Here is a 20,050-nt window from a genome sequence, read left to right as displayed (position 1 = left end):
TGGCTGGGAATGATACTATGGCTTGTCGCCACGCCTGCGGCGGCGGAACTCCGCGTATGCGCGGACCCCAATAATCTGCCGTTCTCGAACCAGGCCCGCGAGGGATTCGAGAACCGCATCGTCGAGCACATCGCCGCCGACTGGGGCGAGACCGTGCACTATGTCTGGTGGGCGCAACGCCGCGGCAATGTTCGTAACACGCTTAATGCCCGGCTCTGCGATGTCATCCCCGGCGTCGCCAGCACGCTCGAGATGCTGGCAACGACGCGGCCTTACTATCGGACAAGCTATATGGTCGTGACGCGAGCCGACCGAAAGATCGAGATCGAGGGTTTCGACGATCCTCTGTTGCGTAGCCTGTCCCTTGGAGTCCAGATGATCGGCGACGATGGTGCAAACACGCCGCCCGCGATGGCGCTCGCCAAGCGCGGCCTGACGAACAATGTCCATGGCTATATGGTTTACGGCGATTATGGCGAAGCGGCCCCACAGTCGGCGATCGTCGATGCGGTGAGCAGGGGCGAAGTCGATCTGGCCTATGTTTGGGGACCTGTTGCCGGTTATTTTGGCGCGCGCGCGAGCACGGCGCTGTCGATACGTCCGGTGACCCCCTGGCTCGATGGGCCGACCCTTCCAATGGCGTTCGACGTCTCGATGGGTGTGCGAAAGGACGATTATGCCTTGCGCCGCCGCCTCGACAACTGGCTGACCGCACATCAGGCTGAGATCACGAATATCCTGACGGCCTACGGTGTGCCGCTACCTTCGCCTTAGAAGAACCGCGCACTCAAGGCCGCTCCGCGAGCACATCGGTCTCGTTCGGCGGGCGCAGCTTGAGCACGGTCTTGGGGCGGGGGCTGGTCGCACGGCCGTTGACGAAGTCGATGCCGCGCCACGCTGGGTTGCCGGCGAGCGTGTGGAGCGTCATGCAGGCTTTCACCATTTCGTGGGCGAGGTCGGCCTGCTCGGCGTTGCGGAAGGGATAGCCGGTCCTGGGGAGCGCCGTGTCGCCGGATCGGGCTCCGTCGGTCATCTGTTCGATGCTTGGATAAATGTACTGCGGATCGTTGGACGGATATTCCGCGCGGTTGCGGTCCTGGATCCAAGTGGTCGAAAATCGTGAAGCGGCCACTTCCAGGCCGGCCAGGAACGACCGGAAGCGCACGAAGCGGTGATTGGCCCAGCCCAGTACGAGCCGCTCGCCGGGGTGGAGCGGATCGTCCGTGATATCGGGGCGAAAGCGCGTTGCGATCACCGTGCCGGCGCGAGCGCCGCGCGCCTGCAGGAGGTCGATCCTGTCCTTGCCCATGTCGAAGTTGAACCCGCCTTCGTCTGGCAGCATGCGGATGTGGACGATGCGGTCGCGATAGCCGGGTATGTCGATCAGCTGGTTGTCGCCCCATTGCCGCGCGGTGGTCAGGACACGGCCGCCGAAGCGGACCAGCCGCCCGAATGCCGCGCCCGGCGTGAAACGGGTATAGGCGGACAGGCGACTGCTGTTGGTGCGCAGCATGTAGACGAGATCGTCCGGCTCAGCGCTGCCGCCCTCGGCCGGAATGGTGGGCAGGCCGGTGTCCCCCGCCGGTGCGGCCGGATCCTCCTGTGCGGGGTCGCCGTCGTCGCTCCGCACGTTCGGCTTGGGGGCGTCGTCGGGCTCCAGCTCGTCGTCATGGTAGAGCAGGTTCAGGCAGAAGGTCGGACGCCCGGGAATGGGAGCGTCGAACAGATGGATCGGGAAATTGGAGGTGATTCCGCCATCGGCGAGCCAGATTTCGGCAAGTTCCTGACACCCCCGCGCCTGGCCGTTGCGACGCACCACATAGAGCCGCACCGCACGGAACAGGAAGGGGAAGCTGAGCGACATGCGCACGGCGATCAGCACCGGCAGGTCCTGGGGACGGGGCAGTCGGATGAAGTCCGCGCGCGCCGCGGCGTCGGGGACCAGCGCCTCGAGTTCGGCATCGATCTCTGCGCTGGTCCGCCGGTGGTCTATCATCCAGATCACGACAGCTTCGGGAAACAGCGCCCGCAGATCGCTGATCCTGGCGTAGAGCCGATCCTCGCGGCGCATGAACGGCAATTGCACCGATTGGGCGCGATTGATGTCCGACGCCACCAGCGCCAGTTCGATGTCGCGCGCAATCCCGTCGAGACGCGGCACGAGGCTCGATGCGGTCGCGCCTTCCTGGACCACTCGTTCGCGCGCGGCGTCAGCGGCGTCCTGCTCCATCGCGGCCGCGAACGCCGTCTCGCGCGAGCGGCCCGTCAGGCGGTGCGCCGCCGCCCACAGGTCGCCGAAACAGAGGATTTCGTCCTTGCCGAGGCCGGCGAGTGCCTGAAACTGCTCGTGCAGCCACTCCGACAGTGACGGCGCCACCACCGCGGTCGGCCGGCGTTGCCAAGGCCAGCGCCACCGCGGGACCGGCGTTTTATAGCGCGCCATTCCGGAGCAGAAGCCGAATCCGTTGTTGGCAGTTGCCGCCAGACCGGCCTTCACCCGCGGCAACCAATAGGCCGCCGCGAACAGCGCCGTCAGCACAACCGTGGTGCATAGCAGCGAGACGATCGCCAAGGCGATGCCGGCGGCGGCGCGCGGCTCCGGGAGACGCCAGACGAGGACCCCGACCGTCGCCCCGGCCACCAGCAGCGCAACCATCGCCGGCACCAGCAGGAACAGGCGAAGGACCGCCCCGGCGCCCCGTCGCCTGGCCTCCGAGATGCGCATCAGCAGTCGAAACAGTCGCGCTGTCGAAGCATCAGGTTCGAACAGGCGCAGCAGGAGCGGGCGTCCGTCGCTGGGCGCGCCAAGCCGTGATGCCAGCGACGCCATCATTGCCGGAGCGTCGGCATTGCGCCCCGATCGTCGACCGAACTCCATTGCTGCGGCGGCAGCAGCGCCGATCGCGCCCGCGGATGTGCCGCCGATCGCGCGCAGCCGATAATCGCGCGCGATGGCGGCGATGGCGCCCGGATATATGATGCCGCTGGTGACACCGCCCTTCATGACGAGATCGCATTCGAGTGCGAGCGGGCGGGCGGCGACATGGCTCATCGCGGGCTGCCGCTCCCCGCGGACCCGGGTGATTCCCGACAGCTCCAGCAGTCAGTCATGCGGTCCTCGATTCAGCACCCCATCTTAGAGGATCCGGCGCGGTTGATCCATTCCAACGCTCGCGCGTTGGCGTGGGCAGTAAGGAAGGGAGAGCTATGGCCAGGAAGTCTGCTGGCGCGGACATCGCCGATGCCGAGAAGCTGAGATCGCATCTGCGGATCATCGTCGATGTGGGCCTGCTCGCTTCGCAATCGCTGTCGCTGGATGTCTTTCTCGATCATGTCGTGTCGCAGGTCGCACTGGCCCTCGAAGTCTCGAACACCAAGATCATGCGTTATCGGCCGGCGGAAGGCGATCTGCTGCTCACCAACGGGGTGGGCTGGCGCGAAGGGGTGGTCGGCAAGGTGACGTTCGGGATTGATCTCGCGTCGCCGCCCGGCAGGGCCCTCCAGACCGGAGAAGCCGTGGCGATCGACGATATCACCGGGTCGGCGGAGTATGTCGCGTCGCCGGTGCTCAGGTCGCACGGGATCATATCGGTGGCGAACGTGCCGATCATGATCGACAATGCCGTCTGGGGCGTGCTCGAGGTCGACAGCAACGAACGCCGCGATTTTCGCGAAGACACCATCGAGTTCGTGCTTGCGATCTCCCGCCTCGTCGCAGGCGTGATTCAGCGGCATGAAGCTCAGAACCAGCACAGCCGCGCCTTGGAGCTGGTCGCGCGCGAGGTTCAGCAACGCAACCTGTGGCTGAGCGAGATGCAGCACCGCGTCAAAAACTATTTCCAGCTCATCCTCTCCATGGTGACCGCACAGGGCCGAAAGGCGCCGTACGAGGAGGGCCGGCAGCTTATCAGCCAGATTGCCGAGCGGATCACGGCGGTGGCTCTTGCGAATGATCAGCTGAGGCCGGACCGGCGAAACCACGCCATCAGCATGCCCGCTTACCTGCAGGCGCTATGCAGCGGCATCGTCCGGCAGCAGGAGAAGGTGATCCTAAGCGTCAACGCGGACGAGATCATGCTGCCGTCCGAGCGCGCGGTGCCGGTCGGCCTCATCGTCAATGAACTCGTCACCAACAGCTTGAAATATGCTTTCGCAGGAAGGGATGCAGGGAGCATCGCCGTGGAACTCTTCGCGGGCATCGGCAATGGACAGGCGGTGCTCACGGTCTGGGACAACGGGATAGGATATGATCCGGCCAAGGCCAACGGCAGCGGCTTGAAGCTCGTGCAGGGCCTTGCGCGCCAGATCGCCGGTCAGGTCGAGCACCGCACTTCTGCTGAAGGCACATCCACCCGAGTCACGTTCATTGACGGCTCCTGGTAGGGGCTCGGCGAGTTACGTCGCGGCTTCGATGTCAGGTGCCGCAGAAAGTCGCGGCGATCCTCTCATGTGCCAGCGGCGGTTCGGCATAGCGTTCGAAGCCGGGCTGATCGTCATAGGGGCGGGATGTCACGGACAACAGCTGCTCGAACGGCTCGAAATCCTCATTGTCCACCGCCGCCCTTATCATGGCCTCGACATGATGGTTGCGCGGGATGAAGGCCGGATTGACGGAGTTCATCGCGCCGCGACGCTCCGCCGGGTCCCTGGACTCGTCGGCCAGGCGCCCCCGCCAGCGCACGGCCCAGGCGTCATAGGCGGTCGGATCGACGAAGAGCGAACGGACCGGCTCGCTGTCGCCTAGCAGGGCGTCGCCCAGGCGGCGGAAGAACAGGGTGAAGTCGACCTGGTTCTCCGCCATCGCGCTTAGGATGGCGCTGACGAGATCGATGTCGTCTTCGTGGCTGGCGGACAGACCGAGCTTGCGTATCAAGCCGAGATGATAAGCCGTCTCGAAGGCGGGCGCGAACGCCGTCAGTGCCTCCTGCGCGTCGGCGAGGGCTGCATCCTCATCATCGGCGAGCAGCGGCAGTATCGCCTCGGCCAGCCGCGCCAGGTTCCAGTGGGCGATGCGCGGCTGGTTGCCATAGGCATAGCGTCCCATCTGGTCGATCGAGCTGAACACCGTCGCCGGATCATAATGGTCCATGAAGGCGCAGGGGCCATAGTCGATGGTCTCGCCCGAGATCGCCATATTATCAGTGTTCATCACGCCATGGATGAATCCGACCAGCAGCCAGCGTGCGACCAGGCGCGCCTGGGCGGCGATCACTGCGTCCAGAAATGCGCGATATGGCCGGGCTGCCGAGGCTGCGTCCGGGTAATGCCGCGCGATGGCATGATCGGCGAGCAGGCCAAGCGCCTCCCGATCACCGCGCGCAGCGAAGAACTGGAAGGTGCCCACCCTGATATGGCTCGCCGCGACACGCGTGAGCACCGCGCCCGGAAGCATGGTTTCGCGCATGACGGGTTCCCCCGTCGTCACCGCGGCGAGCGCGCGGGTGGTCGGGATGCCCAGCGCAGCCATGGCCTCGCTGACGAGATATTCGCGCAGCACCGGCCCAAGCACGGCGCGCCCGTCGCCGGAGCGGGAGAAGGGAGTCCGGCCGGCGCCCTTGAGCTGGATATCGCGTCGTCTGCCGTGGGTATCGATCACCTCGCCCAGCAGGATCGCGCGGCCGTCGCCAAGCTGCGGCACGAAGCCGCCGAACTGGTGCCCGGCATAGGCCATCGCGATCGGGTCGGAGCCCCCCGCGATTTCTCGGCCCGAAAGGATCTGCAGACCGTCGGGCCCGCGCAGCCATGCGGCGTCGATGCCTAGTTCGGCGGCGAGCGCGTCGTTGACCCGCACCAGCGCCGGCGCGGGGGCCCTGGCAGGGGGTACCCGCGCGAAGAAGCGATCGGGCAGGCGCGCATAGCTGTTGTCGAAGGGAATGGGCATCGGCTTTGTAACTCCCTAGCGACGGTCGAAGTTCATCGCCTCTAGAGGCATTTCACGTCCGGTGGAATTACCCGATCGCTCGGTAGCCTCCGCCGCCGGAACTTCAGGATTTTGGCTATATATTCCCATCCAGGTAAATGACCCGCGCGCGCCGCAACGGCAAAGTGTCCGGAGAACGGAGACTTCCCATGACACAGGATGATCGCGAATATCATGTTCGACGCGCCAGGGCGGAGTTGGACATGGCATATCGAACGTCGAACCGCATCGCCGCGGACGCCCATATGAGGCTGTCGATGCTGCACATGGAACGAGTCCGCCAGGCAAGCGCACGCAGCGACATTGCGGCCGATCGATATGCCTCGGCTCGGCCTGTTCGGCACAGCGCGGCGCGCTTGCGTAGCCTTTAGTCCTTGGTCTGCGCATAGTCCTTGGTCTGCGCATCAAGCGCTGCACTCATGTCCGCCATCGTCGCTCCGCGTTCGCCCAGCGGCTGCGGCTGGCCCACCGTGCTGTCGACAGAGGTCTGCCGTTCCGCTTCGGCATTCACCAGCGCGCCGACCAATATGGCGTAGGCCGAGAGGTACAGCCACATCAGCAGCACCACGATCGCGCTGAGCGATCCATAGGTTACGTCATAACCGCCGAACCGTGATGCATAGAAGCCGAAGCCGATCGTCACCAGCAGCCAGGAGATCGTGGCCAGTACCGCTCCTACGCTGAGCCAACGCCAGCGCGCATCGGCGCGATCCGGCGCGAAGCGATACATTGCGGCGATCGTCGCACTGGCGAGCAGGCCAGCCAGAACCCAGGTGGCGATCCGGACCAGCGTCGCCCCGATCGGGCCCAATCCGCCGATGAGATCCTGAACGAAGCCCAGCACCGAAGCGGACAGTACGCCGACGATTCCGATCAGGATCGCACAGACGATCATGAGCGCGGCGATTCCGGTGCTCAGCAGGATCCCACGGCGGTCCTCCTGTTCGTAGATTACGTTGAGCGCACTCATCATGCCGCCCGCAGCGCGGCTCGCGCCGAAGATCGAGACCGCCAGTGCGAGCCCGAGCCCGAGGCCTTTCTTGCTGGCCGCCGTGGTGGTGAGCGAGACGAGCTGATCGTAGATCAGCTTCGCGGCATCGGCGGGAACCAGATCGATGATCATCCGCATATGCTCGGTGACGGTCGCTGGATCGGCGACCAAGCCATAGGTCATGACCAGCGCGCCGAGCAGCGGCACGAACGACAGGAAGCCGTAAAAAGCCACGCCGCCGGCCATCAGCCCGATATTATGGCGCCCGCTGTTGATCCACACCCGCCAGAGAATCGCGCGCCAGGCTGACCAGCGTAGAACGCCCGGGCTGCCGGCGGTCGCGCCGAGATCGTCCTGATGCTGTATCACGGTCATGTTGTGTGCTCCCACGCCCGTAAACGCGTGAGCTGTTCAAAAGTCAGGAGAATTTATTACTATCAAAGCGCCTACGCCACTTGGGCCTCGCTCACCGGCAAAGGTCGGCGAGTGGATGTGGTAAGCGCTATCGCGCGCTGTGGTACATCGCGCTGTGCGAGGGGAAAGCCCTGATGAGCCGGTCTCTCAACCATAGCTCGGATGGATGGCGGTCGTGGCGGCGCTCTACGGCCTGAATGGCGTCCGCATCACTTGATGCGCTGATCGAAGCGTAGTCCTCGATGTGGCGACCCATGCAGTCCATGATGTAGACCCGATAAGCTCCCATTTAAGCACTCCTCGATACTGACGCTCGTGAACACATCGTCGATGCTTGATGTTGGATCTGCTTCGCCATGACAAGTATCGAAAAATACCAACGTAGATTCACTTGCGGTGACATCAGCACTTACCACTAATGCTATTATTAGAAATTTTCATCCAATTTGGAGAGAAACCGGGAAAACCCACAGTGGATCAATGCTCGAATCGCTTCTGAAGAGCGATAGAGATGATAATCCATAAAAACGCAGGCGGGAAAATTGCTCCGTCGTAACCGGTACGACCTAGATCTGTATAATAGCTGCAACGAATTAAGCTGCCGTCAGTCTATATAATCAATTTTTGTCTTATAGGGGAAACTACGTAATCTTTGCAAAACGAGTAAATGGCGAGTATCCATCTATCGTTGGCGATTAGCGTGATCGTTCTCCGGGGCTGGAAGAACGTAATGGCGGATACGGCAACGGATCGATGTGCGATCGCCGCACAGCGAGGGGGCGTGCTTTGAACCTCGAAACGAGTGGGTTGGTGTATGAATTGCCGGAAGCGGTCACTGCCTTGCAGATGGGTGCCGTCTCCGATCTCGAGACTATCGGCTTTTTCGCCTGGGACCTGCGCGCCGCGGAGATCAAGCTATCGGCCGGTGCCTCGAAGATGTTGGAACTCCCCGTAGGGGCCAGTCACTTCGATATCGCGCTTTTCCGCGGGCTGCCGGTGACGGCGAAGGCGAGGCATCTTCGCAAGCTGCGGCGCTCCCTGCGCGATGGTCAGCAGCAGGTCGAGATTTCATTGACGTTCGTGCATCGTGATGGCGACCGCCGGCAGCTCCGCACTTCCATCCGGCCATTGTTCGAAGGCTCCGAATTACGGCAATTGGTGGGCGCGCTGATCGATCAGACCGATAAACGCCGCAGCGAAGCTGAACTGCGTGCGACGATGTCGACCGTCCCCAGTGCGATGATCGTGATCGACGAGTTCGGCAAAATCCGCGCATTCAGCGCCGCCGCCGAGCTTATGTTCCGTCGGGTGCAGTCGGAAACGATCGGCCAGCCGATCGAGATTCTGATGCCAGAGCCCTATCGCTCCGAGCATGCGGGTTATCTTCTGCGCTATCTCAAGACCAGCGAAGCGCGGATCATGGGCCAGTCCCGGATCATGTACGGGGTCCGGGCCGATGGTACCGAATTTCCGATCGAATTGTGGGTAGGCGATGCGTCCACCGACAGCGAGCGGCTGTTCACCGGGTTTATCCGCGATCACACGAAGCGGTTCGAAACCGAGGCCAAGCTGCAGATGCTGCAGAACGATCTCATCCATGTCGCCCGGCTGAGCGCCGTTGGCGAGCTGAGCATGGCCCTGGCCCATGAACTCAACCAGCCGCTAGGCGCGGTCGTGAACCAGCTTTCGACTGCGGACTTCCTGGCGCAATCGAATAACCCGGAAAATCACCAGCGGTTGCTGGATGCGATCCGGAAGGCCAGCGATCATTCCATGCGAGCCGGCGCTATCGTCAAACGGCTGCGCTCCTTCGTCGAGAAGGGAGAGGCGGACAAGCGGATCGAACCGGTGGCTGCGATCGTGCACGAAGCGACGTCGCTCTTGTCCAGCGCCGTTCGGCAGAAGGGCATGTCGCTCAAGATCAAGATCGACGAGCCGCAGGCTGTGGTGCTCGCGGATCGCGTGCAGATCCAGCAGGTATTGTTCAATCTGCTGCGCAACGCTGTGGAAGCGCTCGAGCAGCCGGGAACGGTGAAGCCGGAGATCTCGTTGGCGGTGCGGCGGTTGCCCAATGGACTTATCGAAATCGCGGTCGAGGATAACGGCCCGGGGCTCACAGCCGAGCGGGCGGCCGAGATCTTCACGCCCTTCTCCACCGAAAAGCTGGGAGGGATGGGCGTGGGCCTGTCGATCAGTAAACGCATCATGGAAGCGCATGGCGGCCAGCTCCTTTACACGCCAACAGTGGAGAGGGGCGCCCGGTTCTCATTGATCCTTCCAGCCGCCGTGAACGAGGAGGGAAAGAATGGCTGATCCAGCCTGTGTGTACATCGTCGATGACGATGACGATCTTCGCGAGTCGCTGGTCGATCTGCTGTCGACCCGGACGCCGTGGAAGCTGAAAGCATACTCCGATGGCCTGTCGTGGCTCGAGGAGGAACGATCGGCGGTGCCGGGTTGCGTGCTGCTCGATTTCAGCATGCCGGGGATGACCGGTATGCAGGTCCTGCAGGAAATGCAGGGACGAAAATCGGCGCATCAGGTCGTGATGCTGACCGGCGAGGGAAATATCGCCCTGGCAGTGCAAGCCATGCGCAATGGGGCGACTGATTTCATCGAAAAGCCGGTGCTGTTCGAACAGCTCGAGATCGCGATCGTGGATGCGATCGAGCGGCTGGGCAGCAGCGCCCAGAGCCGCGCCCGGACCGCTGAGGCCGAAGCCAAGGTCTCCCGCCTCAAGCCGCGCGAACAGGATGTGATGATGGGGCTTGTCGAAGGGCATCCCAACAAGATGATCGCGTACAAGCTGGGCCTGAGCGTACGGACGGTGGAACTGTACCGCGCGGCGCTCATGGACCGGTTGGCGGTAGACAGCGTCGCCGACGTCCTGAAGATCGCCTTCGCGGCGAAGCTGATCGCCGGCTAGGCAGCTCCAGTCATTCTCTGCGCAGGTGCTAGCCGGTCAAAGCGAACCGAATCAATCGGGTTGCCATGGCTGGCGCGATGAATGCGGAGGCAGCCGATAGTCGCCTCGGCGGGGCGACGCTGCGATCCGGCCCAGGCCGGCTCTCAGCATCTTTGCAAGCTCGGTGCCCAATTTCTCACAAATAAAACAGTGCACTGGAGGGCCGAGGCCGCTGAAACCGCTCTGTGATCCAGATCGGTAAAAATAGGTGGTAAAAATCCCGGGCCTATACTTAGCCTCTTGTTAACCCCGAGGTCCTAGCAACCTGCACATATCCAAGTCGCAGGCGGCCCGATGCATCCTTATCAGAACGGCTCGATCGAAACGAGCGAAGCGGCATCTTTCCCAACGCCACTGCCCGCGGGCAGGCGAGGCGTCGCCGTCGTCCGTCTGCCGGCAAGAGCGCTGGAATCCATCCGAAGGCCTGGTGCGATCCCCTTGAACGTCTCACCCTGCGGGCGCGGCGCACGTCTGTTGTGTCGAGCGTATTCCTAATTTTCGCAATTCGAGGAAATACCGATGTTCAACCTCAGCAACTATTCCGTCTCTCAGAAGATCGGTCTGGTCGTCGGCTTGCTGGCAGCTTTCGCGCTCGGCATCACCGGCCTCGCTACAGCCCGCTTCATCAAGATGGACACAGCCTATGGCCAGCTGACCAATCATGTTCAGCCATCGGTGCAGCGCATGACGCGTTCGCTTCGGCAAGGCGTGGATATGGTCTATGGCGGCTATCGGGTCATGGCCTATCCCGGCGCAAGTGAGGAAGCTCGCAAATCCGCAGACATCGCGCGGAAGAGCGGAGAGGCTGCTATTGCGACCCTCGACGAGGCCGTCAAGTTCAACCCGGACATCTCGGATGAGGCTATGCCCATTCGCGCCGAGATGAAGGAAATTGCACAGGCGAACGATGCGGCCATCAGCCTTGGGCTGGCCGATCGCAAGGATGAAGCGCGGATCGCGCTATCTAACGTCGATCGCGATATGGAAGCCCTTTCGAAGTCCGTGGTGGCGCTCAACGACCAGCTGAGCAAGACCGTCGCGGAGGACGCCGAGGCGTTGTCGGTCGATACCGCTTCCACGATCAAGCTTATCGTTTCGAGCGGCATCATCGGCGTCATCCTCAGCATCGCCGCAGGACTGACGATCGCGCGTCGCGGGATCTCGGTGCCGATCGGTGCCCTGGCGAGCCGCATGACTGCGCTCTCGGAGGGCGATACCCGGTCGGAGGTTCCCGGCATCGATCGCGGCGACGAACTCGGTGGAATGGCGGCGGCTGTCCAGCAGTTCCGCGATGCGGCGATCGCCAAGGAGAAATCGGATGCGGACAAGCTGCGGGCTGACGCCGAGCAGCAGTTGATCGTCGACCAGCTCGCCAGCGGTCTCGCCAGGCTGTCAGAAGGCGACCTGACCACCTCGCTGAGCGGTTTTCCCAGCGGCTATGCGAAGCTCGAGCATGATTTCAACGCGGCGGTTCAGGGGCTGTGCACCGCGATGCTCGCCATTTCGTCGAGCAGCGGCGGTATCCGAACCGGTGCAGGCGAGGTCGACCAGGCCTCGGGCGATCTGTCGCGGCGTACCGAACGCCAGGCGGCGAGCCTCGAGGAAACCGCTGCTGCGATGAACCAGATCAACGCAACCGTGAAGGAAACCGCAGAGAGCGCGACCAAGGCCAATGCGGCGGTTGCGCAGGCGAAGGCCGATGCCGACAAGAGCGGCGCGGTCGTCCAGCAAACCATCGAGGCCATGAATGGCATCGAGCGCGGCTCGCAGGAAATTGCAGACATCATCACCGTCATCGACGGCATCGCCTTCCAGACCAATTTGCTGGCGTTGAACGCTGGCGTCGAAGCGGCGCGGGCAGGGGATGCCGGCAAGGGTTTCGCCGTTGTGGCATCCGAGGTCCGGGCGCTGGCGCAGCGCGCCGCCGAGGCGGCGAAGGACGTCAAGGCCCGCATCATGGCGAGCTCGAGCCAGGTGGAAAGCGGCGTCAGGCTGGTCGGAGAAACCGGCAAGTCGCTGGAGCGGATTTCCGAGCGCGTGAACGAGGTGAGCGGCCTCGTCGCCGACATCGCCACCGCGGCACAGGAGCAGTCCGCCAGCCTGCAACAAGTCAACACCGCCATCACCGAGATGGACAGCGTCACCCAGCGCAATGCCGCGATGGTCGAGGAATGTGCGGCCGCCGCGCGGAGCCTCTCCACCGAAGCCGAACAGCTGGTCGGTCAGGTTTCGCGCTTCGACGTCGGCAGCGGCGCCAGGATCGAGCCCGTGCGTGGCGAAGTGCACCACGCCGCAAGCCCGGTCGCGGCCCGTATTGTCCGCAGCGCTCCGCTCTCACGCGGCAACGCGGCACTCGCGATCGCATCGGAAGACGACTGGAATGAGTTCTGAGAGCTCTTCCGGCCCGTCCTACACGATAGAAGACCTGTTCATGGAGCGTCTCGCATGACCCGCATCACCCTTACCCCGATCATGGATCGCAGCGCGGTCACCGCTTATCTCGATGAATTGAAGGCTGCCTTCGCTGGAACCGGACCCATCGAGATCGCCTGCGAGGCGGTCGAGCAAATCGGCCTTGCCGGGCTTCAACTCCTGGCTTGCGCCGTCCGCACTGGCAGGGAGCGCGGTACAGGTGTGGTGCTGTCGGGCACCGGCGACACCCTGCTTGCGACCGCCCGGCTAGCCGGCATGGAGCAGATCCTCTTCCCCGCAGACGGAGCATCGTCATGAAAATCGAAGAGATTCAGGACATCTTCTTCCAGGAATGCGCCGAAGGGCTGGTGCAGGCGGAAGAAGGTCTGCTGGCGCTGCAGTCGGGCTCGCACGATTCCGAGACGATCAACACGATCTTCCGGGCGGTTCACTCGATCAAGGGCGGTTCGGGCGCCTTCGGCTTCACCGGGCTTCAGCATTTCACCCATCACTTCGAAACGCTTCTCGATCAGGTCCGCAGCGGCGATCACGCGATAACGCCGAGCCTCGTCTCGGTGCTACTCGCCGGCTTCGACATGCTCTCCGACCATGTCGCGGCGATCGGCGGGGAGGCTCCGACGCCGGACGATACCGAGGTGCTGAACCGTCTCCAAGCCGTGTCATCGGGCACGCCGGCAGCTGAAGAAGGGTTGCCGCCGGCCGAGGAAGTGAACGACGACGCCGGCCTCGACTTCGATATCGCCGGCCTGATGGATGAACTCGACGATGGCGCGGCTCCTGCCGCGGATTGGGAGAAGGGCGCAATAGAGGAAGTGCCGGAACCCGGCTCTGCCGAGTCGACCCTGTTCGTCCGGCCGTCGCGCGGCGCCATGGTCCATGGCGGCGAGCCGCTGCTGCTGATCCGCGAGCTGATCGATCTCGGCGCCATAGTACGCGAGGTCGATTGTTCGGCGCTGCCCACTATCGAGCAGTTCGATCCCGAGGAATGCTATCTTGGATGGCATGTCGATCTTCCCGACGGGATCAAGCGGGCGACCATCGAGGAAATATTCGAGTTCGTTGCCGAAGACTGCCTGATCGTCTTCGACGGTGTCGAGCCCGCCTCCATAGCGGCCCCGGCGCCGGTCGAACTCGCCGTCGCAGCTGCGCCGAAGCCGGTCGAGCCCGCCATACCCGTTCCGGTTGCCGCCAAGCCGGCTCCAATTGCGGAGCCCGTCGCCGTGGTCACGCCCGTTGCCGTGGTGGAGCCGGTATCGGCACCTGAGAACAAGGCGACCAGTGCACCGGTCGGCGTGACCCAGACGATCCGCGTCGATCTCGAGAAGCTCGACCGCCTGGTCAACCTGGTCGGTGAACTGGTCATCACCCAGTCGATGCTAGCCCAGCGCTTGCTCAACTGCGGCCTCGCCCAGATCACCGAACTGAGCGACCTCGACCACTTGACCCGCGAGCTGCAGGACAGCGCGATGGCGATCCGCGCGCAACCGATCGGCTCGGTGTTCAGCCGCGTACCGCGGATCGTGCGCGAACTCCAGGGTAGCACCGGCAAGCGCGTCCTCCTCGAGGTGGAAGGTGAGGGCACCGAACTCGACAAGACCGTCGTCGAGCGGATCGGCGAACCGCTCACCCACCTGATCCGCAACGCGATCGATCATGGCCTCGAAAAGCCGGAGGACCGGATTGCCGCAGGCAAGGACCCGCAGGGCCGGGTGCGGTTGTCGGCCGAGCATCGCTCGGGCCGCATCATGATTTCGGTGTCGGACGATGGCCGCGGCATCGACCGTGAGCGCGTTCTCGCCAAGGCGATCGAACGCGGGCTGGTTTCGCCCGATGCGCGGCTGAGCGACGAGGAGATTGACAATCTGATCTTCGCCGCCGGCTTCTCTACCGCTGAATCGGTTTCGAACATTTCCGGACGCGGCGTCGGCATGGATGTGGTGCGCCGCAACGTTCAGGCGCTCGGTGGACGGATCAGCATCTCCTCGCGCCCCGGCGAAGGCTCGACCTTCACCATGTCGCTGCCGCTGACCCTAGCGATCCTCGATGGCATGATCGTGTCGGTCGGCGAGCAGACCTACGTCATCCCGCTGACCCACATCATCGAGAGCCTTCGCCCCGAACAGGACCATGTGAAGATGATGGGGCACAGCCAGCCCATGCTGAACGTGCGGGGAACCTGGCTGCCGGTGCAGTCAGTGGCCGAGGGTCTTTCCATACCGGGCGCCCAGACCGATCCTTCGAATGCGGTGCTGATCGTGGTGGAGTCCGAAGCGACGGGCCAGGCGGTGCTGATGGTCGATGAGATCCGCGACCAGCGCCAGGTCGTCATCAAGAGCCTCGAATCCAATTATCGCCAGATCGAAGGTGTCGCAGGTGCGACGATCCTCGGTGATGGACGTGTTGCCCTCATCCTGGATGTCGAGGCGATCACCAGCGCTTCTCGGCCGCAGATCGAGCGTCCGTCGCTGCGCGCGGTGAAGTGAGCTGACAGGATGAACGATCTCACCAACAGCCGCACCTTCGAGGACGGCCAGGAATATCGGTACACAGAGCGGGACTTCGAAGCGATCGCGACGATGGTGCATGCCCATGCCGGCATCTGCATGCCCGAAGGCAAGGCGATGCTGATCTATTCGCGGCTGGCTAAGTTCCTGCGCGAAAAAGACCTTCGCAGCTTTGCCGACTATGTGAACATCATTCGCAACGATTCGGCGGAGCGCGCGCGCGCGATCGAGGCGCTGACCACCAACCACACCAAATTCTTTCGCGAAATCCACCATTTCGAGCATTTCGAGGAGCATGTGCGTCGGGGGTATGTCGATCGCCTGGCGCGTGGCGAGAGGATCAGGATCTGGTCGTCGGCGGCATCGAGTGGAGAGGAAATCTATTCGCTGGCGATGTGCCTGCTCGGTACGGATCCGGCCGAAGCGCGACGCATCTGCGAAGGCGACGTCGCCCTGCTGGCGACGGACCTTGCCGAGCATGTGCTTCGCACCGCAGAGACAGGCGTCTATCCCGCCAGTCTGAAGGGAGATATTCCCACCCGCTATGCGCAGATCTGGACCAGATCCGAGGGGCAGCGCTTCACTATAGCGCAGCCGGTTCGTGACCTCGTTCGCTTCCGCAGGCTCAATCTGTTGAATGCCTGGCCGATCAAGGGCCAGTTCGATCTGATCCTGTGCCGCAACGTCATGATTTATTTCGACGAGCCTACCAAGGAGCTGCTGCTGAAGCGGCTGGCGGATCAGCTGGCACCCGGCGGGATCCTTTACATCGGCCATTCCGAGCGGCTGGTCGGTCCGGCCGCCCAGCAACTCGTGTCGGTCGGCCAGACCATCTACAGAAAGGGCGCGGCATGACCGTTCGCTGCCTGATCGTCGACGATTCCCCCACCATGCGCGCGTTCCTGAGCGGACTGCTGCGCCGCGATCCCGAGATCGAGGTGATCGGCTCCGCCGCCAGTGCCCAGTCGGCGCGCGAGATGATCCGTGAACTGAACCCGGATGTCATCACCCTCGACGTCGAGATGCCCGGGATGAACGGCCTCGACTTCCTGGAAAAACTGATGCGGCTGCGGCCCACCCCCGTCGTGATGTGCTCGACGCTGACGACCAGGCGGGCGGAGGCTACGGTGCGCGCGCTCGAACTGGGTGCGGTGGATTGCTATGCCAAGCCCTGCGGCGGCCTCGCGGATCTGCTCGCCACCGACGACGGCACGCTTGCGACCATGGTCAAGGGGGCTGCCCGCTGCCGCCACCGCACGTTCGTCCGCGACACGTCGGCCTCGACTCCGCGCAAGGATTATCGTGCCGGGGACAAGATCATCGCGATCGGCGCGTCCACCGGTGGCGTCGAGGCACTCATGACGGTGCTGCAGCAATTTCCCGAGAATTGCCCGCCTACGGTTGTCGTCCAGCACATGCCGGCGACGTTCACCACCTCGTTCGCGGCGCGGCTCGATGCCAATTGCCCGCCGAAGGTCAGGGAGGCCGAGCCAGACGCCCCGCTCGAGCAGGGCCATGTCTATATCGCCCCGGGCGGCTTGCGCCACCTGATGGTGCGCGGCACCGCGATGCCGCATTGCTCGCTGATCGACGCCGGCACGGTAAGCGGCCATCGTCCGTCGGTGGACGTGCTGTTCCGTTCGGTGGCCCAGACCATCGGCGCACGCGCCGTCGGGGTGATCCTCACCGGCATGGGGCGCGACGGGGCTGAAGGCCTGCTGGCGATGCGCCAGGCAGGTGCCCGGACGGTTGGCCAGAATGAGGCCAGCTGTGTGGTATATGGCATGCCGCGGGTCGCTAATGAGATCGGTGCTGTCGAAGACGTCCTGTCCATTGATCGTATCGCAGGCAAGGTGCTCGACCTGTGCAGCCTCTGAGACACGACATCAATGGAGGGCTGAGCCGTGAGATACGGATCAATGTCATCCAGGGCAGCTGCCGCGTCACGGACAATGACGACGTCGTCATGTCCACCGTGCTGGGAAGCTGCGTCGCCTGCTGCCTGTTCGATCCGCTCGCGCGTGTCGGTGGCATGAATCATTTCCTGCTGGCGGAGCCGCGCGAAGGCACGATGTGCAGCACGGCTGAAGCTGAGCGCTATGGTTTATACGCCATGGAGGTACTGATCAACGAGATGCTTCAGGCGGGGGCGATCCGCAGCCGTCTGCGAGCGCATCTCTATGGCGGCGCCAATCTTCACGCGGGGATGCAGGCGATCGGCACCAGCAACGCCGATTTTGCACGCGCCTTCCTCGTCCGCGACGGCATCCCGCTGGCGCACAGCAATCTCGGCGGCGTGTTGGCGCGCCGCGTCGATTTTCGCGCGACGGCGGGTCAGGCTCGCTGCCGGTTGGTCGAGGCGGATGTTCCCATCGCAACGCCTCCTGCCTCCTTGCGCACGGGGGGAGGAGCCGTTGAGCTTTTCTGAACCAAAGACGGGTAGTTGTGATTCAAACGCCAATTGCAGTGGCTGGGGCGGCGCCCTGAAACGAGGATGAAAACTATGGCCAAGACGATTTTGACGGTCGATGATTCGCCCAGCATGCGGATGCTGCTCCGGCACACCCTCGTTCAGCAGGGGCACTTGGTGCATGAGGCCGTGGATGGCATCGCCGCGCTCGAGTGGCTGGCGGCGAACGACCAGCCCGATCTGATGATCACCGATATCAACATGCCGCGCATGGACGGCTTCGGCCTGGTCGAGGCGGTGCGCGCTCAACGCGGCCGCGGCGAGATGCCGATCCTGGTGCTCACCACCGAAAGCTCGGATGCCAAGAAAGCCCGCGCCCGTGAGGTCGGTGCGACCGGCTGGATCGTGAAGCCTTTCGATCCGGACAAGCTCGCCTCGGCAATCCGCCGCGTCACCCTCTGATCAGCTCACCGAAAGGACAATATCATGCTGCGGCAGCTCATCACCTTCCAGATCGGCGAACAATATCTGGGCGTCGATATCATGGCGATCCGCGAGATCCGGGCATGGACGCCGACCACGCTTCTTCCCCACGTCCCCGAACATGTCCGCGGCGTGGTCAATCTGCGCGGGACCGTCCTGCCGGTTATCGATCTGGCATCGCTGCTGGGTTGGGGCCTCACCGAGCCGACCGCGCGGCACGTCATCATCGTCGTTCGCATCGGCGGGCAGCTTCAGGGCCTGATCGTCGATTCGGTCAACGACATCGTCTCGATCGACAATGCCGGCATGCAGCCGCCCCCGAACGTCGGCGACAGCGCAACCACGTCCTATCTCGAAGGCATCGCTTCCGTCGAGGACCGGATGGTGATGGTGCTGGCACTCGATCATCTGTCGCTTGAGCTTGCCGGCACCGACCTCGCAGCCGCCGCCTGACCCCGTACCTAGGATTACCGAGATGACGACTGCCCGAGTTCTTATCGTGGATGACTCGTTGACGATGCGTGCGCTGTTCAGCGGCGTGCTGGAGCGCGCACGCGGAATTGAGGTCGTCGGAATGGCCGCCAATGCCGATGAGGCGCGCGAAATGATGATCCGGCTCAAGCCGAGCGTGATAACGCTGGACGTGGAAATGCCGGGGATGAGCGGCCTCGAATTCCTCGAGGAGATCATGCGCGACCGACCCACCCCCGTGGTGATGTTGTCGACCTTGACGCAGAAGGGCGCGGAGACGTCCTTCCGGGCGCTGGAACTCGGCGCCATCGACTGTTTCCCCAAGCCCAAGAGCGCCACCCCGGACGAATTCAACGCGCTTGCGCCGAAGCTGGCGGCGCTCGTGATCGCGGCGTCCAACGGCGGTGTGAAGCAGGTCAAGCCGATCCGCCATGCCACCGAGGCAGCCTATGACTGGAACGGCAAGGTCGTCGCGATGAGCGCGTCCGTCGGCGGCGTCGACGCAGCGCTGCACATGCTGCCGACCTTTCCGAAGAACTGTCCGCCTACCATCCTGCTGTTGCAGATCGAGCCCGGCTTCGTCGATCCTCTGGTCAAGCGGCTGAAGGCATCCTGCTCCGCTCAGGTGGTGCTCGCCGAGGATGATCAGCCCCTGGTCCAGGGGACGATCTACCTGGTCACAGATCCGGCGAGCCATGCTGCGATGAGCCGATGGCCCAATCCCACGCTGCGTCTCCTGAAGTCCGATCCGATCAACGGTGCTCGGCCTTCGGCCAGCCTCCTGTTCGCGACGATGGCCAAGACCGCGGGCGCGAACGCGGTCGGCGTCGTTCTGACCGGCATGGGCACCGATGGCGCTGCGGGGCTGAAGGCGCTCCGCGCCGCGGGCGGCTTCACCATGGCACAGGACAGCGCTAGCTCGGCAGTTCATGAGGCGCCCGCCGCGGCATGCGCCGCTGGAGGCGTCGAGCGCGAGCTGCCGCTCAGCGAGATTGGCGTCGTCGCGCTCGAAACGTGCCGCCGCATCGCCGACGCTGCTTGAACCCTTCAAGACCGGGAAACCAGATGCTGATCGATCACAAGGCGCTGCTGGCGATGCTGGCGACCGAGCTCGACGACGCGCGCGCAGAGCTCGAGACGCTCGGCATGGCGCTTTGCCAGGACGTCGCGATAACGACGGCGCACGTTGCGAAGCTGCAGGCTCTGGACCATGTCGGTCAGCGCTGCGCTTCGGTGGCGGATATCCTGCGCTCACCCGACATCCAGGCCGCCAGTGCGGCAGCGCCGCTGGAAAGCATCGCCAATCGTCTCGGCGATCTCATACGACAGGCGTGACGGCGCGCCATCGCCACGGGCGGTGACAAGCTGATCTGATATTCCGAAGTTCATTGATTACGTCGCGTCTGCCCTTCGACTGCTTGCAAGGCAGGCGCTCAGCGACAAACTCCCGCCTGAGGCT

Annotated in this window: 17 protein-coding genes; 14 read left to right on the top strand and 3 right to left on the bottom strand. The window is 63.7% G+C overall.

The annotated features are described in order from the left end of the window. Positions 1-9: 9 nt before the first annotated feature. Positions 10-774 (top strand): quinoprotein dehydrogenase-associated putative ABC transporter substrate-binding protein, encoded by a 765-nt coding sequence (locus AAC645_RS09190; protein WP_340315449.1) that lies wholly within the window; start codon positions 10-12, stop codon positions 772-774. A gap of 13 nt (positions 775-787) precedes the next feature. On the opposite strand, the gene AAC645_RS09185 is transcribed toward AAC645_RS09190, so the two are convergent. Further along, positions 788-3,052 (bottom strand): hypothetical protein, encoded by a 2,265-nt coding sequence (locus AAC645_RS09185; protein WP_340315447.1) that lies wholly within the window; start codon positions 3,050-3,052, stop codon positions 788-790. A 155-nt stretch (positions 3,053-3,207) separates the two neighbouring features. Between AAC645_RS09185 and AAC645_RS09180 the strand changes: the two genes are divergently transcribed. Next, entirely contained in the window at positions 3,208-4,383 is a 1,176-nt protein-coding gene (locus AAC645_RS09180) for a sensor histidine kinase (protein WP_340315446.1), read from the top strand. Positions 4,384-4,414: 31 nt separating this feature from the next. Here the strand turns inward: AAC645_RS09180 and AAC645_RS09175 are convergent, their stop codons facing one another. Then, positions 4,415-5,881 carry a protein adenylyltransferase SelO gene (locus tag AAC645_RS09175; protein ID WP_340315445.1) on the bottom strand — a complete coding sequence of 489 codons (1,467 nt, stop codon included), beginning with the start codon at positions 5,879-5,881 and terminating at the stop codon, positions 4,415-4,417. Positions 5,882-6,287: 406 nt separating this feature from the next. Next, positions 6,288-7,286, bottom strand: coding sequence for a YihY/virulence factor BrkB family protein (locus tag AAC645_RS09170; protein ID WP_340315443.1), 999 nt, complete (start codon positions 7,284-7,286; stop codon positions 6,288-6,290). A gap of 849 nt (positions 7,287-8,135) precedes the next feature. Between AAC645_RS09170 and AAC645_RS09165 the strand changes: the two genes are divergently transcribed. From AAC645_RS09165 to AAC645_RS09110, 12 genes are all read left to right on the top strand, one after another. Beyond that, positions 8,136-9,638: an ATP-binding protein gene (locus AAC645_RS09165; protein ID WP_340315442.1), complete on the top strand. Its 1,503-nt coding sequence runs from the start codon at positions 8,136-8,138 to the stop codon at positions 9,636-9,638. After that, the gene (locus AAC645_RS09160; RefSeq protein WP_340315441.1) at positions 9,631-10,251 is read left to right on the top strand and encodes a response regulator transcription factor; all 621 of its coding nucleotides are present in this window, start codon (positions 9,631-9,633) and stop codon (positions 10,249-10,251) included. The genes AAC645_RS09165 and AAC645_RS09160 overlap by 8 nt, the downstream gene beginning before the upstream one ends. A 558-nt stretch (positions 10,252-10,809) precedes the next feature. Then, positions 10,810-12,681 carry a methyl-accepting chemotaxis protein gene (locus tag AAC645_RS09155; protein WP_340315440.1) on the top strand — a complete coding sequence of 624 codons (1,872 nt, stop codon included), beginning with the start codon at positions 10,810-10,812 and terminating at the stop codon, positions 12,679-12,681. Positions 12,682-12,735: 54 nt separating this feature from the next. Further along, on the top strand, positions 12,736-13,020 hold the full coding sequence (locus tag AAC645_RS09150) for an STAS domain-containing protein (RefSeq protein WP_340315439.1): 285 nt from the start codon (positions 12,736-12,738) through the stop codon (positions 13,018-13,020). Beyond that, entirely contained in the window at positions 13,017-15,206 is a 2,190-nt protein-coding gene (locus AAC645_RS09145) for a chemotaxis protein CheA (protein ID WP_340315436.1), read from the top strand. The genes AAC645_RS09150 and AAC645_RS09145 overlap by 4 nt, the downstream gene beginning before the upstream one ends. Before the next feature lie 9 nt (positions 15,207-15,215). Then, on the top strand, positions 15,216-16,082 hold the full coding sequence (locus tag AAC645_RS09140; RefSeq protein ID WP_340315435.1) for a CheR family methyltransferase: 867 nt from the start codon (positions 15,216-15,218) through the stop codon (positions 16,080-16,082). After that, on the top strand, positions 16,079-17,104 hold the full coding sequence (locus AAC645_RS09135) for a protein-glutamate methylesterase/protein-glutamine glutaminase (protein ID WP_340315434.1): 1,026 nt from the start codon (positions 16,079-16,081) through the stop codon (positions 17,102-17,104). The genes AAC645_RS09140 and AAC645_RS09135 overlap by 4 nt, the downstream gene beginning before the upstream one ends. 89 nt (positions 17,105-17,193) lie before the next feature. Continuing rightward, on the top strand, positions 17,194-17,655 hold the full coding sequence (locus AAC645_RS09130) for a chemotaxis protein CheD (RefSeq protein ID WP_422785815.1): 462 nt from the start codon (positions 17,194-17,196) through the stop codon (positions 17,653-17,655). 75 nt (positions 17,656-17,730) lie between these two features. Next, entirely contained in the window at positions 17,731-18,099 is a 369-nt protein-coding gene (locus AAC645_RS09125) for a response regulator (protein WP_340315432.1), read from the top strand. A 24-nt stretch (positions 18,100-18,123) separates the two neighbouring features. Beyond that, on the top strand, positions 18,124-18,573 hold the full coding sequence (locus AAC645_RS09120) for a chemotaxis protein CheW (protein WP_340315430.1): 450 nt from the start codon (positions 18,124-18,126) through the stop codon (positions 18,571-18,573). A 22-nt stretch (positions 18,574-18,595) separates the two neighbouring features. Beyond that, a complete protein-coding gene (gene cheB / locus AAC645_RS09115; RefSeq protein ID WP_340315428.1) occupies positions 18,596-19,633 on the top strand; it encodes a chemotaxis-specific protein-glutamate methyltransferase CheB in 1,038 nt (345 codons plus the stop codon). Positions 19,634-19,656: 23 nt separating this feature from the next. Beyond that, on the top strand, positions 19,657-19,926 hold the full coding sequence (locus AAC645_RS09110; RefSeq protein ID WP_340315426.1) for a hypothetical protein: 270 nt from the start codon (positions 19,657-19,659) through the stop codon (positions 19,924-19,926). The last annotated feature ends 124 nt before the right edge of the window (positions 19,927-20,050 follow it).

Origin of the sequence: Rhizorhabdus argentea (assembly GCF_037861105.1) — a bacterium.
In the GTDB taxonomy this organism is placed as follows: domain Bacteria; phylum Pseudomonadota; class Alphaproteobacteria; order Sphingomonadales; family Sphingomonadaceae; genus Rhizorhabdus; species Rhizorhabdus argentea.
Note: the sequence above shows the minus strand (reverse complement) of the source record. Positions and strands in the feature narration are given on the sequence as shown.

Excerpts from the sequence above, each read along its gene's own strand:
- AAC645_RS09190 (WP_340315449.1), top strand. The coding sequence starts at position 10 with ATGATACTATGGCTTGTCGCCACGCCTGCGGCGGCGGAACTCCGCGTA.
- AAC645_RS09185 (WP_340315447.1), bottom strand. The coding sequence starts at position 3,052 with ATGAGCCATGTCGCCGCCCGCCCGCTCGCACTCGAATGCGATCTCGTC.
- AAC645_RS09180 (WP_340315446.1), top strand. The coding sequence starts at position 3,208 with ATGGCCAGGAAGTCTGCTGGCGCGGACATCGCCGATGCCGAGAAGCTG.
- AAC645_RS09175 (WP_340315445.1), bottom strand. The coding sequence starts at position 5,881 with ATGCCCATTCCCTTCGACAACAGCTATGCGCGCCTGCCCGATCGCTTC.
- AAC645_RS09170 (WP_340315443.1), bottom strand. The coding sequence starts at position 7,286 with ATGACCGTGATACAGCATCAGGACGATCTCGGCGCGACCGCCGGCAGC.
- AAC645_RS09160 (WP_340315441.1), top strand. The coding sequence starts at position 9,631 with ATGGCTGATCCAGCCTGTGTGTACATCGTCGATGACGATGACGATCTT.
- AAC645_RS09155 (WP_340315440.1), top strand. The coding sequence starts at position 10,810 with ATGTTCAACCTCAGCAACTATTCCGTCTCTCAGAAGATCGGTCTGGTC.
- AAC645_RS09150 (WP_340315439.1), top strand. The coding sequence starts at position 12,736 with ATGACCCGCATCACCCTTACCCCGATCATGGATCGCAGCGCGGTCACC.
- AAC645_RS09145 (WP_340315436.1), top strand. The coding sequence starts at position 13,017 with ATGAAAATCGAAGAGATTCAGGACATCTTCTTCCAGGAATGCGCCGAA.
- AAC645_RS09140 (WP_340315435.1), top strand. The coding sequence starts at position 15,216 with ATGAACGATCTCACCAACAGCCGCACCTTCGAGGACGGCCAGGAATAT.
- AAC645_RS09135 (WP_340315434.1), top strand. The coding sequence starts at position 16,079 with ATGACCGTTCGCTGCCTGATCGTCGACGATTCCCCCACCATGCGCGCG.
- AAC645_RS09130 (WP_422785815.1), top strand. The coding sequence starts at position 17,194 with ATGTCCACCGTGCTGGGAAGCTGCGTCGCCTGCTGCCTGTTCGATCCG.
- AAC645_RS09125 (WP_340315432.1), top strand. The coding sequence starts at position 17,731 with ATGGCCAAGACGATTTTGACGGTCGATGATTCGCCCAGCATGCGGATG.
- AAC645_RS09120 (WP_340315430.1), top strand. The coding sequence starts at position 18,124 with ATGCTGCGGCAGCTCATCACCTTCCAGATCGGCGAACAATATCTGGGC.
- cheB (WP_340315428.1), top strand. The coding sequence starts at position 18,596 with ATGACGACTGCCCGAGTTCTTATCGTGGATGACTCGTTGACGATGCGT.
- AAC645_RS09110 (WP_340315426.1), top strand. The coding sequence starts at position 19,657 with ATGCTGATCGATCACAAGGCGCTGCTGGCGATGCTGGCGACCGAGCTC.